Origin of the sequence: Actinosynnema sp. ALI-1.44 (assembly GCF_001984155.1) — a bacterium.
GTDB lineage: Bacteria > Actinomycetota > Actinomycetes > Mycobacteriales > Pseudonocardiaceae > Kibdelosporangium.
Genome location: NZ_MTQO01000045.1, coordinates 341,059 through 356,965, shown reverse-complemented (window position 1 = coordinate 356,965; position 15,907 = coordinate 341,059). Strand labels below are relative to the sequence as shown.

At 69.2% G+C, this 15,907-nt stretch carries 14 protein-coding genes and 1 pseudogene; 8 read left to right on the top strand and 7 right to left on the bottom strand.

The window, feature by feature from the left end; genetic code table 11:
- The 7 genes and pseudogenes from ALI144C_RS22260 to ALI144C_RS57620 all read left to right on the top strand — a co-directional run bounded on the left by ALI144C_RS22260 (position 1) and on the right by ALI144C_RS57620 (position 8,146).
- Positions 1-1,137 (top strand): DUF58 domain-containing protein, encoded by a 1,137-nt coding sequence (locus tag ALI144C_RS22260; protein WP_076989044.1) that lies wholly within the window; start codon positions 1-3, stop codon positions 1,135-1,137.
- Positions 1,134-3,155: a transglutaminase family protein gene (locus ALI144C_RS22255; protein ID WP_076989043.1), complete on the top strand. Its 2,022-nt coding sequence runs from the start codon at positions 1,134-1,136 to the stop codon at positions 3,153-3,155. The genes ALI144C_RS22260 and ALI144C_RS22255 overlap by 4 nt, the downstream gene beginning before the upstream one ends.
- A complete protein-coding gene (locus tag ALI144C_RS22250) occupies positions 3,152-4,345 on the top strand; it encodes a serine/threonine protein kinase (protein WP_076989042.1) in 1,194 nt (397 codons plus the stop codon). Before ALI144C_RS22255 ends, ALI144C_RS22250 begins: the two co-directional genes overlap by 4 nt.
- Before the next feature lie 20 nt (positions 4,346-4,365).
- On the top strand, positions 4,366-5,154 hold the full coding sequence (locus tag ALI144C_RS22245; RefSeq protein WP_076989163.1) for an FHA domain-containing protein: 789 nt from the start codon (positions 4,366-4,368) through the stop codon (positions 5,152-5,154).
- A gap of 45 nt (positions 5,155-5,199) precedes the next feature.
- Positions 5,200-6,013 (top strand): annotated as a pseudogene (locus tag ALI144C_RS53435) (IS5 family transposase).
- A gap of 153 nt (positions 6,014-6,166) precedes the next feature.
- Positions 6,167-7,018 carry an NAD(P)H-binding protein gene (locus ALI144C_RS22230; protein ID WP_076989041.1) on the top strand — a complete coding sequence of 284 codons (852 nt, stop codon included), beginning with the start codon at positions 6,167-6,169 and terminating at the stop codon, positions 7,016-7,018.
- 336 nt (positions 7,019-7,354) lie between these two features.
- Positions 7,355-8,146 (top strand): DUF6010 family protein, encoded by a 792-nt coding sequence (locus tag ALI144C_RS57620; protein WP_076989040.1) that lies wholly within the window; start codon positions 7,355-7,357, stop codon positions 8,144-8,146.
- A 7-nt stretch (positions 8,147-8,153) separates the two neighbouring features.
- Here ALI144C_RS57620 and ALI144C_RS22220 read toward each other — a convergent pair whose 3' ends face one another.
- Genes ALI144C_RS22220 through ALI144C_RS55645 form a run of 3 tightly spaced genes read right to left on the bottom strand, consistent with a single transcriptional unit; the run spans position 8,154 to position 11,062 of the window.
- Positions 8,154-9,014: an SRPBCC family protein gene (locus tag ALI144C_RS22220; protein WP_076989039.1), complete on the bottom strand. Its 861-nt coding sequence runs from the start codon at positions 9,012-9,014 to the stop codon at positions 8,154-8,156.
- Positions 9,007-9,555: an ArsR/SmtB family transcription factor gene (locus ALI144C_RS22215; protein ID WP_076989038.1), complete on the bottom strand. Its 549-nt coding sequence runs from the start codon at positions 9,553-9,555 to the stop codon at positions 9,007-9,009. The genes ALI144C_RS22220 and ALI144C_RS22215 overlap by 8 nt, the downstream gene beginning before the upstream one ends.
- A 34-nt stretch (positions 9,556-9,589) precedes the next feature.
- Positions 9,590-11,062, bottom strand: coding sequence for a PA domain-containing protein (locus ALI144C_RS55645; RefSeq protein ID WP_168211316.1), 1,473 nt, complete (start codon positions 11,060-11,062; stop codon positions 9,590-9,592).
- 18 nt (positions 11,063-11,080) lie between these two features.
- Here ALI144C_RS55645 and ALI144C_RS55640 point away from each other — a divergent pair, with 18 nt between their 5' ends.
- The gene (locus tag ALI144C_RS55640; RefSeq protein WP_076989036.1) at positions 11,081-13,006 is read left to right on the top strand and encodes a GH36-type glycosyl hydrolase domain-containing protein; all 1,926 of its coding nucleotides are present in this window, start codon (positions 11,081-11,083) and stop codon (positions 13,004-13,006) included.
- On the opposite strand, the gene rho is transcribed toward ALI144C_RS55640, so the two are convergent.
- The 4 genes from rho to ALI144C_RS22185 form a co-directional block, all read right to left on the bottom strand.
- Positions 12,984-14,039, bottom strand: a complete 1,056-nt coding sequence (gene rho, locus ALI144C_RS22200) for a transcription termination factor Rho (RefSeq protein WP_076989035.1) — start codon at positions 14,037-14,039, stop codon at positions 12,984-12,986. The two genes, ALI144C_RS55640 and rho, sit on opposite strands and share 23 nt — an antisense overlap.
- 155 nt (positions 14,040-14,194) lie before the next feature.
- A complete protein-coding gene (locus tag ALI144C_RS22195; protein ID WP_076989034.1) occupies positions 14,195-15,445 on the bottom strand; it encodes a YeeE/YedE family protein in 1,251 nt (416 codons plus the stop codon).
- A gap of 63 nt (positions 15,446-15,508) precedes the next feature.
- Entirely contained in the window at positions 15,509-15,706 is a 198-nt protein-coding gene (locus ALI144C_RS22190; RefSeq protein ID WP_076989033.1) for a hypothetical protein, read from the bottom strand.
- Between the two features lie 11 nt (positions 15,707-15,717).
- Positions 15,718-15,906 carry a hypothetical protein gene (locus tag ALI144C_RS22185; protein WP_237774257.1) on the bottom strand — a complete coding sequence of 63 codons (189 nt, stop codon included), beginning with the start codon at positions 15,904-15,906 and terminating at the stop codon, positions 15,718-15,720.
- Between the last annotated feature and the right edge of the window lies 1 nt (position 15,907).

Below are 15,907 nucleotides of genomic sequence, written 5' to 3'. Positions count from 1 at the left end.
ATGCGCTTGACGCGGCGCGGCATCGCCACGCTCGTGGCCGCGCCTGTCCTGCTCGTCACGGGGTTGCTGGCCGGGTACTCGGTGCTGGTCGTGTTGGGGGGCATCGCTTTCTGCGCGGTCCTGGCCGCGGTCGCGGTCGCCGGGCGCAAACCCCGGGTCGACGTGGCGCGGGACGTCTACCCGGACCGGGTCGAGCGGGGCAACCGCGCCGGGATCGTGTTGCGCGTGCGCAACCCGGGCACTCGCTGGCAGGCCGCGTTCACGGCTGTCGACCGGCTCGGCGCGAGCACGTTGCGCATCGCGGTGCGGTCGTTGGCTCCTGGCGCCGAGCAGGCCTACCTGAACGAGTTGCCGACGTGGCAGCGCGGCAGGCACGAGGTCGGGCCGTTGACGCTGCGGCGCAGCGACGCGCTGGGGCTCGGTGAGAACAAGCTGCACATCGGCGACACCGCGACGCTGTGGGTCTACCCGCGAACGCTCCCGGTGCGTTCCGCCGCCAGCGGACTGCCGTTGCACCACCACGACGGCGCGGCGAACGAGACTTCGCCGCGCGGCTCGTTGGACATCCGCGAGGTGCGCGAATACGTCCCCGGTGACGAAGTGCGCCACCTGCACTGGAAGGCCACAGCGCGGACCGGGAAACTGATGATCCGCGACTACGCCGATCCGCAGCAGCCGCAGTTCACCGTCCTGCTGGACAACCGCCCGGAGATCGCGGCCGCACCGGAGTTCGAGGAGGCCGTCGACGTCGCCGCGTCACTCGTGGTGGCCGCGGCGAAGGCCGACAACCGGTGCCAGCTGGTCACGCCGAGCGGAATCGACGTGATCACCACTCCCGGTGCCGTCGCGGTGCAGCGGTTGCTCGACGAGCTGTGCGTGCTCGAACGCACCACCGAGACCGGTTTGCCGCTTGTGCCCAGGGCGTTGGCGCAGTCGTGGGGTGGTCAGTTCGTGGTGATCTCGTCGGCTGTGTCCGCCGCTGACCAGACCGCGCTGGCACGGGTTCGGTCGCGTTACGCGGATCTCGTGGTGATCACGTTGGGGCGTAGGAACATGGCTGTCGCGGGAGGCAAGGTCCTGCGTGCCGCCGACGCGGTCGACGCGACCAGGCAATGGCAGACGGTGATCGCCCGATGAGCACACCGAAAAGCCTCCGTGTCCCGGCGTTGTGGGTGCTGCTGGCCGCCGCGGTTCCCGGTCTGCTGTTCGCGCCGGTCTTCGGGTTGCGCCCGCTGCTCCTGCCGGTGGCGGTCGTTCTCGTGGCCTGCTACGCCACGGTGGAACTGTGTCTGCGCGCCAAGGCTTTGCAGGCGTGGCGGCCGTTGATCGCCGTCGTGCTGGGGTTTCTCGCGGTGTGCGTGGTGATGTTCGGCGTGCCGAACGGGGACAACCTGGGCGCCATGGTCTCCGGTGTGACGGACTCGTGGCAGCTCACCGTGCAGTCGACTTGGCCGGTCCGCCCGGACGCCGAGGCGATGCTGTTCGTGCCGTTGCTCGTCCTGCTCGCGGCCGTGATCGGGATCGAACTCCTGCGCTGGCCCGCGACCGCGCTGCTGCCCAGCCTCGCGGTGCTCGTGGTCAGCCAGGCGTTCGTCGCGTTGTCCGGCACGATGGCCGTCGTGGCGGCGCTCGGGTTCGCCGTGGTGGCCGCCGGGCTGTACATCCCGGGGCGGCCGGGTCTGATGCTGGTGCCTACCGTCGTACTCGGCGTCGTGGGCGCGGCCGTGGGTGCGTTGATCGACGTCGGCGAGCCGTACTCCGTGCAACGGACCGACTCCGCGCAGGTCCCGTTGCCACGCACGGTCAGCCCGCTCGCGGAAGTCGCGGCCAGGCTGGGCAAACCGGACACTCCCGTGTTCAGCTACACCGCGACCGGGCCGGTGGACCGGTGGCGGCTGGTCGTGCTGACCGAGTTCAACGGCGTCACGTGGGAACCGTCGGAGGAGTACCGCAGGCTCGGCGCGGAACTCGCTCGACCGGCCGGTGCGTCCCCGGTGCGGTATTCGGCCAAGATCCAGGCCCCCGACGGGCAATGGCTGCCCAGCCAGGGGATGCCCGCGTCGGTCACGGGTGCCGCGCCGCTGATCGACCCGGCGACGGGCGCGTTGCTGCTGCCCGACCGGAAGGGCGCGGTCGAGTACGACCTGACCTGGTGGGAGCCGCAGGTCGACGACACGTTGCCGGGCGCCGCGCTGTCGTCGGCGGACGCACCGGGCGGGCTCGGCGTGATCCCCCCGGACATCCAGGAACTGGCCACCACCGCGACCGGCGGGATGCGCCCGTCGTTCCGGACGGCGTTGCTGCTGGAGAAGTACCTCAGGGACAACTACAAAGTGGTGACCGGCGGGGTGCTGCCGACCGGCAGCGGCTGGCCGCAGCTGCGGGAGTTCCTGCTGGAGAGCAAGCGGGGCACGAGCGAACAGTTCGCCGCGTCGTACGTCGCCATGGCGCGGATCGCCGGCATCCCCGCGCGGCTGGCCGTCGGCTACCGCGCGCCCCGGACCCCGGTCGGCGCGGAGACGATCGTGCACAACCGCGACATCCTCGTGTGGCCGGAGGTCGCCGTGGCCGGGCTCGGCTGGGTGCCGCTCGACCCGGCCGGTGGGGCAGGCGGTGCGGGCCCGGCGCCGTCACGGCTGGCGCAGATCACCGCGCAGGCGCGGGACAAGGTGCAGCCGCCGGACAAGGCGCCGGAGCCGCCGTTGCCGCCATCTCCCGCGCCGCAGCGCCCGGACACACCGTTCGACTTCATGAAGGCGGCGCTGTGGGCGCTGATCGGACTGGTCGGCCCGATCCTCCTGGCACTGCTGGTGGTTCCCACGCGGAAAGCCGTGCGGACACTGCGCCGCAGACGGCGGACAGGCGCCGACGGGGTGGTGGCCGCGTGGTGGGAGGCCAGGGACCTGATGCGTGCTCACGGATCCCGCATCACACCCGGCATGACCCCGCGTGACCTGGCACGGACGTCCCACAACGCGTCCATCGTGAACGCGTTGTGGGGGATGGCCGGGCAGTTGGACGTCGCGTTGTGGTCCGGCATGGGTGCCGACGACCACGCCGTGGCCAAGGCATGGGCCGAAGTCGGGCAGATCCGCCGGGCACTCGCCGGGCGCGCGTTCGGCGCCAGGTTGCGGGCGGTGTTCGCGATCCGATGACGTTCCTCGGCCGCGGCCCGTTCGCCGTTGTCAACACCGCCGTCAACACCGCCACGGAATCGGGATATCCGGTGGCGGAGAAGACGTTCGACAAGTCGTTCGACCGCAGGACGCTGGCCGCGATCCGGCGCGACCGGGACAAGCTGGCGCAGTTGGCGGCGACGCTGCCGATCCTGCCGACCGGTCTGCCCGAACTGCGCGGCGGAAAGCACCTGCTGCGCATGGAGTTGTGCGCGGAGTCGCTCACCGCCCGCGTCCGGCGCACCGGGGCGCTCGAAGTCCAGGAGGTCCTCGAACTCGGCTACGGCCTGGCTCGTGCGCTGACCGCCGCGCACGCGTCCGGTGTGCTGCACGGCGGGGTCAGCCCCAACAACGTGCTGTACCGCAGGTCGGGCCAGGCCGTTCTCTCGGACTTCGGCGTGGCGATCCGGCAGGCCGTGCCGCGCCGTGACCCGCTGCACGGGATCGAATGGATGTCGCCGGAGACGCTGCAGTCCGGTGTGCTCGACGAACGCGCCGACGTCTACGGGCTGGGCACGCTGTTGTACTTCGCGCTGACCGGCGACTCGCCGTACCCGAAGCGGATCGGTGAGTCGCCGATCGACCGGATCGCCCGGGTGCTCAAGGAGCCCATCCCGGCGGTCAGCAGGCCGGACGTCCCCGTCGAGCTGGCCACCGCGGTCGCCCGGATGCTGGCGCCCGCGGCCGTGCACCGGACGGACAAGGCGTCCACGGTCGTGGCGAAACTCGGCAAGATGCTGTCGCGGCCCGACCCAGGGCCCGCCGTCGTGGTGCGCGGTCGCCGGTCGTGGATTCCCTACGCCGCCGGAGGCGCTGCCACGGCCGCGGCTGCCGCGGTGGTCTGGTGGATGCTGCCGCTGGGCTCGGACGAACCAGACCCGCGATCGGCCGCACCGCAGACGCCGGTGACGCTGGACCTCGCCGACCCGGTGGACCAGGGCAGCGAGATCATGCTCCGTTGGGAGAGCTCCCAAGCGCTCGATGTCACTGTTGTCGTGATGCCGGTCGGTGGCGAGCCCGACTACAAGCAAGCCCGGCGCGAGACCACCTTCAAGGTCACGGTCGAGGCCGGGCGCCAGTACTGCTTCAAGGTCAGGGGAACCAACGCGGGTGTCGCGCAGATCTTCGAGAGCAAGCCGAAGCCTGTGCGCGGGGCGGTGTGTCAGTGATGGAAGGCCAGGAGGTCGAGATGAACCCCGAGCTGAGGTACGCGGGCGGACTGCTGCTGCCGCGAGGGCACGACAGCCTGGTCAACGGGGTGTCGCGCGCGGTCTCGGGTTCCGTGCACGCCCTCGCGCTCGGCGGCGGCTACTCGGTCGGCCCCAGCGAGGGCCGGGTCGTCTACTTCGGACGCAACCGCCCCGAAGTGCACATCTGCATCGGCGAGGACGACCGCCAGGTCAGCCGCAGACACGGGGAGTTGCGGCACTGGCAGGGACGATGGTGGCTGCGCAACACCGGCCGCAGACCGATCCGCCTGCCCCGCGCCCAGTGGCTGTTCGCCGAGGAGGACGCGATCCCGCTCGCGGTGGGCTACACCCCGTTGCTCGTGCCGGGGTCCAGGGAAAGGGAGCACCTGCTGGAGGTGTTCGTGACCGGGGTCGACGGTACCAAACCAGTGTCACGGCACACCGAGAAGACCGACTTGCCCCGGCGGTACGAGCTGACCGACGAGGAGCGCCTGGTACTGGTGGTGCTCGGGCAGCGTTACCTCCGGCACGACCCCGGGGCGCAGCCGTTGACCTGGCAGCAGACCGCGGACATGCTGGCGGAGCTCGACAAGGAGACCGGCTGGACGGCGAAGAAGGTCGAGCACCGGGTCAAGACCGTTCGGGAACTGCTTTCGCGTGACGGTGTTCCCGGGTTGACTCGCGAGGAGGTGGGGGAGCCGGTCGGGAACGCTTTGAACGACAACTTGTTGCGGGAGTTGTTGAAGTCGACGACATTGGTGCCTAGGGATTTGGCGCTGCTGGACTAGGCCGTGTGTCTAAAGTGGATCTTGAGTGATGAATGGTCATGGTTCATGGCACGGGGAGATCTCACGGACGAACAGTGGGCGGTGCTGGAGCCGCTGTTGCCGAAGGGGACGAAGGCGGGACGGCCGCCGGTCTGGTCGCGGCGGCAGCTGATCAACGGCATACGGTTTCGGGTGCGGACCGGTGTTCCGTGGCGGGACGTGCCTGTCGAGTGCGGGCCGTGGGGCCGGATCTACGATCTGTTCCGCCGATGGCAGCGGGACGGCACCTGGCACCGGATCCTCAGCCACCTCCAGTGCCTGGCCGATGCGGAAGGTGCGATCGTGGGGGACCTGAGCATTGACTCCACGGTGTGCCGCGCCCATCAGCATGCGGCCGGGGCCCGGAAGCAGGGTGAACTGCAGAAAGAGCCGCCGGGCGATGTGTTCGCCGAACCCAATGATCATGGGCTGGGACGTTCGCGCGGCGGGTTCACCACCAAACTGCATCTGGCCGTCGAGCAGCGCCAAAAGCCCATGTCGATCGTGGTGACCGCTGGGCAGCGCGGGGACTCGCCGCAGTCCTGATCGCGTGTGCGCTGACAAGGCGTACGCCTCCCGCAGGAATCGCGCCTATCTGCGCCGCCGCGGGATCCGTTGCACCATCCCCGACAAGGCCGACCAGGTGCGCAACCGCCAGAAGCTTGGCTCCCGCGGCGGCCGGTCGCCGCGTTTCGACCCGTTCGACTACCGGGAGCGTCATGCGGTCGAGTGCGGGATCAACCGCCTCAAGAGGCATCGTGCCGTCGCCACGCGATACGACAAGCTCGCGGTCCGCTACGAGGCGACCGTGCTCATCGCAGCCATCAACGAGTGGCTGTAACGCTCGGCCGTCACACGGGGGATCCACGTTCCACCACCGCGGGCAGATGGCTGGCTGGAACAGCACCTGACGGCCACTCCGGCCGCTGCTTGACCTGAACCTTGGTTGAGGTACGAGAGTCTTGTCATCGAACGGCGAGACGAGGAGATTCCGATGACACAGCCCAGGATCCTGGTGACCGGCGCTACTGGAAAGGTCGGCGGCGCGGTGGTGACCCAACTGCACGCGGCGGGCGTGCCCGTGCGGGCGCTGGTGCGAGGGGAGGCGGACTTCCCGGAGGGTGTGCAGGCGGTGCGTGGCGATCTCGGTGATCCCGCGTCGCTGGGCACGGCCCTGGAGGGCGTCGATTCGGTCTTCCTGGTGTGGCCGTTCCTGAGCGCTGAGGGCGCGTCGGACGTGATCGACGCGATCGGGAAGCACGCTCGACGGGTGGTGTACCTGTCATCCGCCGGGGTCGGCAGCGAGCAGGAGAAGCCCGGCGAGGCGATCACCATGTTCCACACGGAGCTGGAGCGGCTGATCGAGGCATCGGGCCTGGAGTGGACGGCGCTGCGGCCCACCGGGTTCGCGAGCAACACGCTGGGCTGGGCGGAGGAGGTCCGCACCACCGGTGCGGTACGGGCGCTGCTGGCAAGGCTGGCCCGCCCGCTGATCCACGAGGCGGACATGGCTGCGGTCGCCGTTCAGGCGCTGACGACCAACGCCCTGCTCGGCGCCCGCCCCCTGATCACCGGCCCCGAACTGATCACCCAGGAACGGCAGGTGGCCCTGATCAGCGAGGCGATCGGGCGACCGGTGCGGTTCGAGGAGGTCGCGCTGGACGAGGCCATCGAGCAGATGAAGGCCGCAGGCTACCCGGCAGAGCTGGTGGAGGCCGTGTTGCCAGCCCAGGCGGAGATGCTCGACAGTCCGGAGCCGGTCAACGATGAAGTGGAGCGCATCACGGGCACCCCGGCCCGATCCTTCCAGGAGTGGGCGGTGGACCACGCGGCGGACTTCCACTGAGAGGGACATCAATACACGTTGACATAGGCGACCGAAGCACCGGATCTCGACTCCGTCGCCCACACGCTTGACGCCGAGGTCGGGCCCTGCTCAGGGAAGCCCCGAGCGGTCGAACCGTGCAGGTCGGGAGGCCATCTCGTGGCTATGGCGTGCCGTCACTCAGAAGGATCCGCACCCATCCCAGAAAGCCATCTCTGCAAGAGTTCTTGAGCACTTCCGACACACACCCTAGTGGTCACAACCGTTAGCGTGCACATCTGAGTCGTGCGATCCGCACGGTCGAGATATGACAGCGTGCGGGTACTCCTTGCGCGGTGGGCGCCGCACGCTCAGTACATGACTGAAACATTGGCTCTCAACGGGCGGTTCGCCAGGCACTACGCGGAAATGGTCGCCGCGATGGTCGCGGGGATGGTGCTTTTCGGTCCCGTGTGGAGCCTCTCGCTCGGCTGGTGGGGCGATCTGGCGCGTCCGGACATCAGCGCGCTTGTCATGGCCACGAACATGACTGTCGGTATGTCGATCTGGATGCGGGTCCGTGGCCATGGTTGGGCACCCATCGCCGAGATGGGTGCTGCCATGTACGTGCCTTTCCTGGTTCTGCTTGTGCCTCACTGGCTGGGGGTGGTTTCCGGTGACGCCGTGATGATCGGCGGGCATGTCCTGATGTTGCCTGCCATGCTTGCCGTGATGCTTCTCAGGCGTGCCGAGTACACCGCGCACCACAGGTCGAAACCCCTGCCAGGCCTGTTGAAACACCGTTGGCCGACGTTGTTGGCGCTGCTGATGACGATCGAAAGCTGGGTTGAGCCGCTGTACCCGCCTGCGGTCGCGTTGATGGTCCTGCCGACCGCCTACCTCGCGATCGGTGCATATCGCAAGCGTTTGCGTGAGCCTGGTGTACTAGGCGTTCAGCTCGCTGGGCTCGGCGCGTATCTGGTGCTTGTCGTTGTCGCGCTGGCTGTGCCGGATGAAGTGGCCAAGTATCTGATCGGTGCGGGCTGGCTCCTGCATGGTGTGTGGGACTACGTCCATCACCGTTACGACAAGGTCGTGCCGCGTGCGTTCTCCGAGTGGTGCGGTGTCCTGGACGTGGTCGTCGGCCTCACGATCATCCTGCTGGTCTGACCGTGGTTCAGGAGTCGGGGAGTTCGGTGGTCGGCGGCCGCCAGCCGGGGCCGAGCTCGTGCATCCGCTTCAGCTCGGCCAGACCGGCGAGCCAGCCCGCCTCGTGCTGGGCCGCGCTGTCCAACTCGTCGTCGGTGTATCCGCTCTGGACGAACGTCAGGTGGGTTCTTCCTTGCGTATCTTCGAGTTCCCACCGGACGACCGTTCCTTCGTCGTCGCCGTAGACGAGTTTCCGGTTCGGCTCCAGTTCGAAGATCCGGCCGTCCACGCCCACCGCCATCGTGCCGCCGACGTGCGGCTCGACCACCGCTTCCCAGCCGAACCACTTCTTGATCGTCGCCGGGTCGAGCAGGCTCGCGAAGACCTCGGACGGTGGCGCGGCGATCGTGTACGAGGCCTTGATCTCCTTCGAGCGCGCCGGGCCGAAGTCGGCCTTCGGCGTCAAGGGCCTGCCGTCCAGGTACTCGGCCAGGTTGGCCACGGCCAGGCTCCAGAAGGTGTGCATCGAGTGCCGTCCGTCGCGGCGGCCCGGCGGGTTCATCAGTTCGTCGAGGGTGGGCAGATCAGTCTGACGCAGGCGTAGGACGGTTCCGTCTTCGGCAGGCGACAGCTGGACTGTCACCGTCGTTTCCTGCGCGTCCAGCGTCCACGAGAAGCTCAGCGTGTCCGCTGTGACCGCCAGCAGCTGTTGCGCCGCTTCGGTCCCCTGTGGGGTGTGCTTGCCCCAGAACGCGTACCGCTCGTCCGGCAGGGACACTTCGGCTTGCTCCGCCAGCCAGACGCGCAGTGCTGTCGCGTCCGTCAGCGCTTCGAACACCTCCTTGGGAGGTTTCGACAGGTGTGCTTCCAGTGTCAGGGCGTCACTCATCGGTCGTGTCCTCCTTGGGATAGCAGGCAACGGCCAGGCGGAAGGCTTCCCCTTCCGCGCCGCCGTGGCGGGTGAACAACTCCTGCAACGTGGTGCGCAGGTCGTTCAGGAAGGCTTCGCGGTTGCCGTTCGGCAGCCTGATCTCGCCGGACACGGCGAGTGTCGGCCCGCCGGTCAGCGTGGCCACGTCGTCGTGCACCTCTTCGACGAGGTTCAGCAGGTAGCCGAGGCTCAGTTCGTCCTGCGCCGTGCGGCTACCCACGCGGCCGACCAGTTGCGGCGACAACCAGTACGACTGCGCGCTGGCCTGGTACACGCCTTCGTGGATGCCGCGAACCCGGCGCTCGCTGACCTGCGTCACCAGTCCGGCGTCCACCATCTTCTTCACGTGGTAGTAGACGCGCTGGGGTGACTGGCCCAGGACCGCGCCCACCTCGGTGCACGACTTCGGGTGCGCCAGCTGCCGGAGCACTTCGACACGGTGCGGCTTGAGCAGGGCCTCGGCCTGCTCGAACCGGTCGATGTAAAACACCTCTTTCATGGTAAAGACAACTTGAACGTAAAAATGTTCTTTGTCAATGCGTCGCTTGCTCCGGAGGCAGTTCGTGGGAGCAGGTCGGCGTCCCGGCCGCGCGCGCCTGGCGGTACGCCAGATGCGGCCCTGCGATGTCCGCCCGTGGGACGTTCGCCAGCGTGAGCACCGCGTCGCCTGCGGCCAGCAACTGGGCGCGCATCCTGGCGAAGTCGATCGCGTCCCTGCCGAACGACGGTGCCCACAGCGACCACGGCCCCGAGACCGTCGCCATGGCGGGGATCAGGTGGCTCTGAAAGTGCGTGCCGAGACCGCCGAACGAGCATCTCGTGGGCACGCGATCCGGGACTGGCACGTCGATGCCCGGCAACACGAACGCCCTGTCGATGCCGTGCCGGTCGATCGCGGCCTGCGCGGCGGCGGCCAGCACCGGGCTCCCGGCGAACCACGCCATGGGCTCGCTCAGTCCTGTCGGCCGCAACTCGTCACCGACGCGCACGTACTCACGGGTGCCCAAGTGCTCGATCGCGAAGGCGAACGCGACCGTTCCGCCGTCGTACTCGGCGTCCAGCTTGCGGGCGTAGAGCTCGGTTCCCTCAGCGGACCGGTGCAGGTGTCCGGTCGCGAAGACGAACTCCATTGTGCGCGGACGACAACGCCGTGGCTGGTTCGCGAAGTACTTGGCCAGCGCCAGCATGCCCGCGTTGCCGTTCTCCTGCACCCACGTGTTGCCGTCGGTGTTGGTGTCGAAGACGATCCTCTCGTCGCTCAGCCCCGGCAGGGTGGCGACCACCGTGCGGGTTCGCGCCTCGCCGGTGAAGGCCAGGACCGTCAGGCTCGCCCGGCTACCGGCCATTGCCTTGAGGCGCTTGGCCTCCTCACCGCCGACGAACACAGCGGGCACGCGGTAGTGCGTTCCGGTGTGCGGGTCGTAGTAGCCGCGGACCTGTTCCCGGGGGAGGTCGAACGCGAAGATCAAACCCGCCGCGCCCGCCTTCCCCGCGGCGATCAGGGCGTCGTTGAGCGCTGCCTCAGCGAGATATCCCCTGTCCACATCGGGGAAGTCGACTATCACCACCTTCCCGCGCGCGTTCGCCGCCGTGACGGGCTCGGTGAGGTGGACCAGGTGCCCCGACGCGAAAAGGGCCGGTTCGCTGTACGGAACGACGCCCGCGATGGGGATCCGCCTGTGTCCGGCGGACAGGGCGCCGCTGGCCGCGAGGTCACCGGTGACCGGCAGCCAGCGCCGGATCCGGGACGGCTCCGACCGGGTCGTGATGCCCGGCAACCGCCGGACCTGGTGCTCCAGCCAGTCGACGACCGCGGTGTGCGCCGGGCTCGCGGTGCTCCGCAGGCCGAAGCCCGCGATCGTGGCGGTCTGCTGTGCCAACTCGGCTTCGCTGGTGAAGGCCGGTGGATCGACCACCGAGTCACACCCCTTGCCGGGCGCGGCCTGTGCCGCCGTGGCGAACTGGGTGAGCAGAAGGGCGGCCAAAGCGCAGACATGTGCTCGCATAACTGCGATGCTGGCAGCGTGAGCGCCTTCGGGGAATGGACTCGGGCAGAAGATCTTCCCGCCTTCGCCTACACCGCCGCCGCACGCACGTGGGACCCGATCATCGATCAGGAGTCCACTGTGGCCGTCGTGCACCTCGGCAACCGCCGGATCACGCTGGTGGCGGGCAGCGACGGGCTGTGCGGTGTGTGGGACGAGCACGTCGACTGCCGGTGGATCGCGGAGCGCACCGGCGTCAGCGCCCTCACCGGCCTCGACGCCGAGGCGCGGATCCTGTTCGGCCCCACGTTCTTGCGCGTCACCAAGGCCGACGACGACGTCGAACTGCGGCGCACGGTCCTGTGCCCGGAAGGCGAGCACCCGTGGCTGCTGATCCGCGTGGAGATCCGCAGCAGGACAACGGGCCGCCGGACGCTGACCGAGCACTGGGACGTCCAACCGCGGTTGGTCAACCTCGAATTCGGCCCGCCACGCGGTGACACGCCGCCGGACCCGGCCACGGTCGTGCTCGAGGAGGTCGGTGGTGATCGGATGGCGGCCGAGTCCGGGCCGCTGACCATCGAACGCGCGGTCGACCTCGTGGCAGGGCAGAGCACTGTCGTGTGGTTCCGGTTCGGGATCGACGACGGACCGGTGGACGTCGGCGTCTACGACAGCAGCCTGCGGCGACTGCGCGAGCGGTTGCCCCGGGCGACGTCCGAGCGCGCACCGGAGGCGGCGGCCGAGATCCCTTGGCACGCCGCGATGCTGACCGGGGCGGCCTGCGCCGACGGAGTCCTCGGCGGCCACACCCTGGACCAGGGGTCGGCGTACTCGTTCCGGCACGGGTTCAACGGCGCGGCCCGTGATCCACTCCAGCACGCACTGCCGTTGGTGTACTTCGAACCGGACCTCGCGTTGTCGGTGCTGCGCAACACCTGTGCGTGGGGCGGCCCGGACGGCGACCTCCCGTACGCGCTCGACGGCCGCAAACAACCGTGGACCAGGAGGTTCCGGCCGTCGGACCAGAACCTCTGGGCGTTGTGGCTGGCGGCCGAGTACGTCCTGGCCACAGGCGACCTCGCCGCGTTGGACCAGCCGGTGCCGTACCACCCCGTGCACCGGGCCGGACCGGTGCCGTTGCGGGAGCACCTGCGCAGGCAGTTCAGGTTCTTCGTCGACGAGGTCGGCCTCGGTGAGCACGGGCACGTCCGGATCCTGAACGCCGACTGGAACGACCTGGCCATCGTCGAGTCCGGAGTGGACAAGGAGTGGATGGTCGAGCACGGCGAGTCGGTGCTCAACTCGGCCATGGCGGCGTGGGTGCTGCCGGTGTACGCGCGGATCGCCGACGCCGAGACCGCGGCGCAAGCCCGTGCGCTGGCAAGGGATCTGCGGGCCAGGGTGTCGGACGAGTGGAACGGCAGGTGGTTCCGCCGCGCGTGGGGAGCGGGACCGATCGGGGACAACGACCTGTGGCTGGAGGTCCAGCCGTGGGCGATCCTCTGCGGCGCGGCGGACGACGACCAGGCCAGGGACCTGCTCGGTACGATCGACCGGACCTGCCGGTCGCGGTCGCCGCTCGGCGCCCGCGTCCGCTGGCCGGGGCCGGGCGAGATCTGGTTCTCGATCAACATGACCCTGGTGTGGGCGGCGGCCCGGTACGCCCCGGAACTGGCGTGGGACGAGTGGAAACGGATGAGCCTGCGGTCGCACTCGGCGGCGTACCCGGACATCTGGTCGGGCACGCTGTCCGGCCCGGACGCGTACCTGCCGCCGGAAAGCGACCGGCCCGGCGAGACGTGGGCGATGCCGGAGATGGGGGTGGCCATGCAGGCCTACCCGGTGGCGAACCTGCACAGCCATTCCCAGCCGTTGCTGGCTTTCCTGCGTCTGCTCGGCGTGGAACCCGGGTCGGTGGAGCGGCTGCCAGGGGGCGCGTTCAGTGCTGGAGCCTGCTCATGAACTCCGCATTGGTCTGCGTCTGACGCAGCTTGTCGAGCAGAACAGTGATGTCGCGGTCGTGCAGCGCGCGTCGCACGACCCTGGTCGCCACCTGCTCCTGGGGCGTCAGCAGCAGGTCTTCGCGGCGGGTGCTGGTCTGACCGGGGTCGATCGCGGGGAAGATCCGCTTGTTCGCGAGCCCGCGGTCCAGCCTGACCTCGGCGTTGCCCGTGGACTTGTACTCCTCGAACATCACGCTGTCGCCCATCGAGCCGGTTTCCACGAGCGCGGTGGCGAAGATGGTGACCGAGCCGCCGTTCTCGATGTTGCGGGCCGCGCCGAGCAGGCGTTTCGGGTGCACGAGCGCGCCGGAGTCGACACCTCCGGTCAATGTCCGGCCGTTCGCGGGCGCACCCAGGTTGTAGGCACGGCCGAGCCTGGTCAGCGAGTCCATCACGATCACCACGTCCTTGCCCGCTTCCGCGAGCCGTTTGGCCCGTTCGACGGCCAGTTCGGCGATGGCGACGTGCTGGCGGGGCGGCAGGTCGAAGGTGGCGGCGATCACCTCGCCGGGCACCGCCCTGGCGAAGTCGGTGACCTCCTCGGGGCGTTCGCCGATCAGCAGCAGCATCTGGTGGCATTCCGGGTGGTTCTTCGCGATGCCGTGCGCGATCGCTTGCAGGACCATGGTTTTGCCCGCTTTCGGTGGGGCGACGATCAGCGCCCGCTGGCCCTTGCCGACCGGCATGAGCAGGTCGAGGGTTCTGGTGGTCAGCTCGTGCTGCTCGGTTTCCAGCCTGAGCCGTTCGTCGGGGTGGATGGTGACCAGGTCGGCGAAGTCGGGGCGTTGGCGCGGTGCCTGGCCGTTGACGTGTTCGACCGCGGTGAGTTTGTGGCCGTCGGTACTGCCGCTGACCGTGTCGCCGCGGCGCATGCCGTGCTTGCGGACCAGTCCGACGGGGACTTGGACGTCGTCCGGGCCGGGCAGGTAGCCCTCCGCCCGGACATGCGCTTTGCCGTCCACTATGTCGAGAATTCCGGTGATTTCCTGCATGGGTGTTCCTCAGGTGTGGGTATGCCGGGAAACGTCGTCCGGCGAAGGTTTTGAAAGACTCTCCGTGGGAGGCCGACTGCCTGCATCCACAGAGGGAGACGTCCCGAGGGTACCCACAGATCTCCCCGGGACGCAACTGGCTTGCTCGGACGGGCTCAGCAGACGCTGTCCGACGGCTTGGGGTTGCCGAGGCCGAACAGGGGGCGCAGCCGCAGGCCGATCCACGTGCCGCCGAGCGCGAACAGCCCCCACAGCCAGCCGTGCAGGCTGCCGACCGAGATGCCGCCGAGGTAGGCGCCGATGTTGCAGCCGCCGGCCAGCCGGGCGCCGATTCCCATCATGACACCGCCGAGCAGGGCGGCGACGGCGGTGCGCCACGGGATCTGGCTGTGGATCTTCCACGCACCGGCCGCCGCGGCCGCGACCGCCGCGCCGATCATGATGCCGATGTTGGTCAGGCTGGTCTTGTCCGTCCAGATCGGTGCGGCCAGCGACTTCGCGTTCGCACCCGACCGCCAGAACTCCCACGTCTCCGGGTGCGCCCCGAACAGCTGGAGCAGTTTGGCGCCCCACAGCGCGAACGCGGACGTGATGCCCCAGATCCCACCGGACACCAGGAAAACAGCGGCGGCGAGCACGCCGAGCACGACCGCGCCGACGAGCACCGGCCACGAGCCGCGCAGCACACGGGCTACCCCGCGCGCGGTCGGCACCACGTCGACCGGCGGCGGATTGCGCCGGGCCTGCACCAGTTTGGTGATCCACACGATCGCCACGAGCACACCGACCGTGATCAGCCACGAGCCGAGCCAGCCGACGTGATCGGCCAGCAGCACACCCGGCAGCGCGGGCCATCCGTCGAACAGCGGGAAAGCCCATGTGTAGAAGACCGACCCGGCGATGAAACCGCCGAGTGTCAACACGATCGTGGACTGTCCTGAGCCGACCGCGAACAGCGTGCCGGACGCGCACGCGCCGCCGAGTTGCATGCCGATGGCGAACAGCACCGCGCCGACCAACAACGCAACGCCGAGCGGTCCGCCGGTGGCCTGGGGAACCGAGCCGAACAGCCCGGACCGGGTCGAGATGATCAACGCGATCAGCGTGGCGGCAGTGCCGAGCAACAGCGTGTGCGCCCGCAGGCCCTGGCCGTTGCCGACCGCGATCAGCTGGCGCCACGCGGAAGTGAACCCGAACCGCGAGTGGAACAGCGCGAGCCCGAGACCCAGCCCCAGGATGAGCAGTACGGCCGGTTTCACGCCGAACGAAGCCGAGACGTACCAGGTCAGTCCCGCCGCCAGCAGTCCGGCGACCGCGAGCGGGACGACCTTGACCGGCTCGGACGGCCGCGGCACCGGCGCGGCGCACGAGGTGGGGAACAGCTGTGTGTCCGCGGGGGTGGTCACCGGGACCTCCTGTCCTGATGGGGAGAGCCCCAGCCGCGGGGGCGGCTGGGACTCGGAGTGGACTCAGTTCGGGATGATTCCGTTCGGTGCCTTGACGATCGACTGGATCAGGCCGAACACCGGGACGCCGAGCGGGGCGAACGTCCACGTGGTGGTCAGGTCGCTGGTGTCCGGTTCGTCCACGATCACCGGGTCGGCCGTTGCCGGGGTCGCGCTCAGCACCAGCAGCGCCGCGGCGACCGCCGTGATGGTCTTCCTCATCTGACTTCCTTTCAGCCGCCGACCAGCTTGAGCAGGTCGAACACCGGGGCGATGGCCTGGGGCAGGCCGGTTGTCGGCGCCAGCACGCTGCCGAGATCCACTCCGGGCAACACCCAGACTGGTGTCTCGGCGGCGGCGACGCCACCGGTCACGAGGCTCAGTCCAAGGACTGAGATCGCGACGATCACTGCTTTGCGCACC

Coding starts and splice junctions, on each gene's coding strand:
- ALI144C_RS22260 (WP_076989044.1), top strand. CDS start 1: ATGCGCTTGACGCGGCGCGGCATCGCCACGCTCGTGGCCGCGCCTGTC.
- ALI144C_RS22255 (WP_076989043.1), top strand. CDS start 1,134: ATGAGCACACCGAAAAGCCTCCGTGTCCCGGCGTTGTGGGTGCTGCTG.
- ALI144C_RS22250 (WP_076989042.1), top strand. CDS start 3,152: ATGACGTTCCTCGGCCGCGGCCCGTTCGCCGTTGTCAACACCGCCGTC.
- ALI144C_RS22245 (WP_076989163.1), top strand. CDS start 4,366: ATGAACCCCGAGCTGAGGTACGCGGGCGGACTGCTGCTGCCGCGAGGG.
- ALI144C_RS22230 (WP_076989041.1), top strand. CDS start 6,167: ATGACACAGCCCAGGATCCTGGTGACCGGCGCTACTGGAAAGGTCGGC.
- ALI144C_RS57620 (WP_076989040.1), top strand. CDS start 7,355: ATGACTGAAACATTGGCTCTCAACGGGCGGTTCGCCAGGCACTACGCG.
- ALI144C_RS22220 (WP_076989039.1), bottom strand. CDS start 9,014: ATGAGTGACGCCCTGACACTGGAAGCACACCTGTCGAAACCTCCCAAG.
- ALI144C_RS22215 (WP_076989038.1), bottom strand. CDS start 9,555: ATGAAAGAGGTGTTTTACATCGACCGGTTCGAGCAGGCCGAGGCCCTG.
- ALI144C_RS55645 (WP_168211316.1), bottom strand. CDS start 11,062: ATGCGAGCACATGTCTGCGCTTTGGCCGCCCTTCTGCTCACCCAGTTC.
- rho (WP_076989035.1), bottom strand. CDS start 14,039: ATGCAGGAAATCACCGGAATTCTCGACATAGTGGACGGCAAAGCGCAT.
- ALI144C_RS22190 (WP_076989033.1), bottom strand. CDS start 15,706: ATGAGGAAGACCATCACGGCGGTCGCCGCGGCGCTGCTGGTGCTGAGC.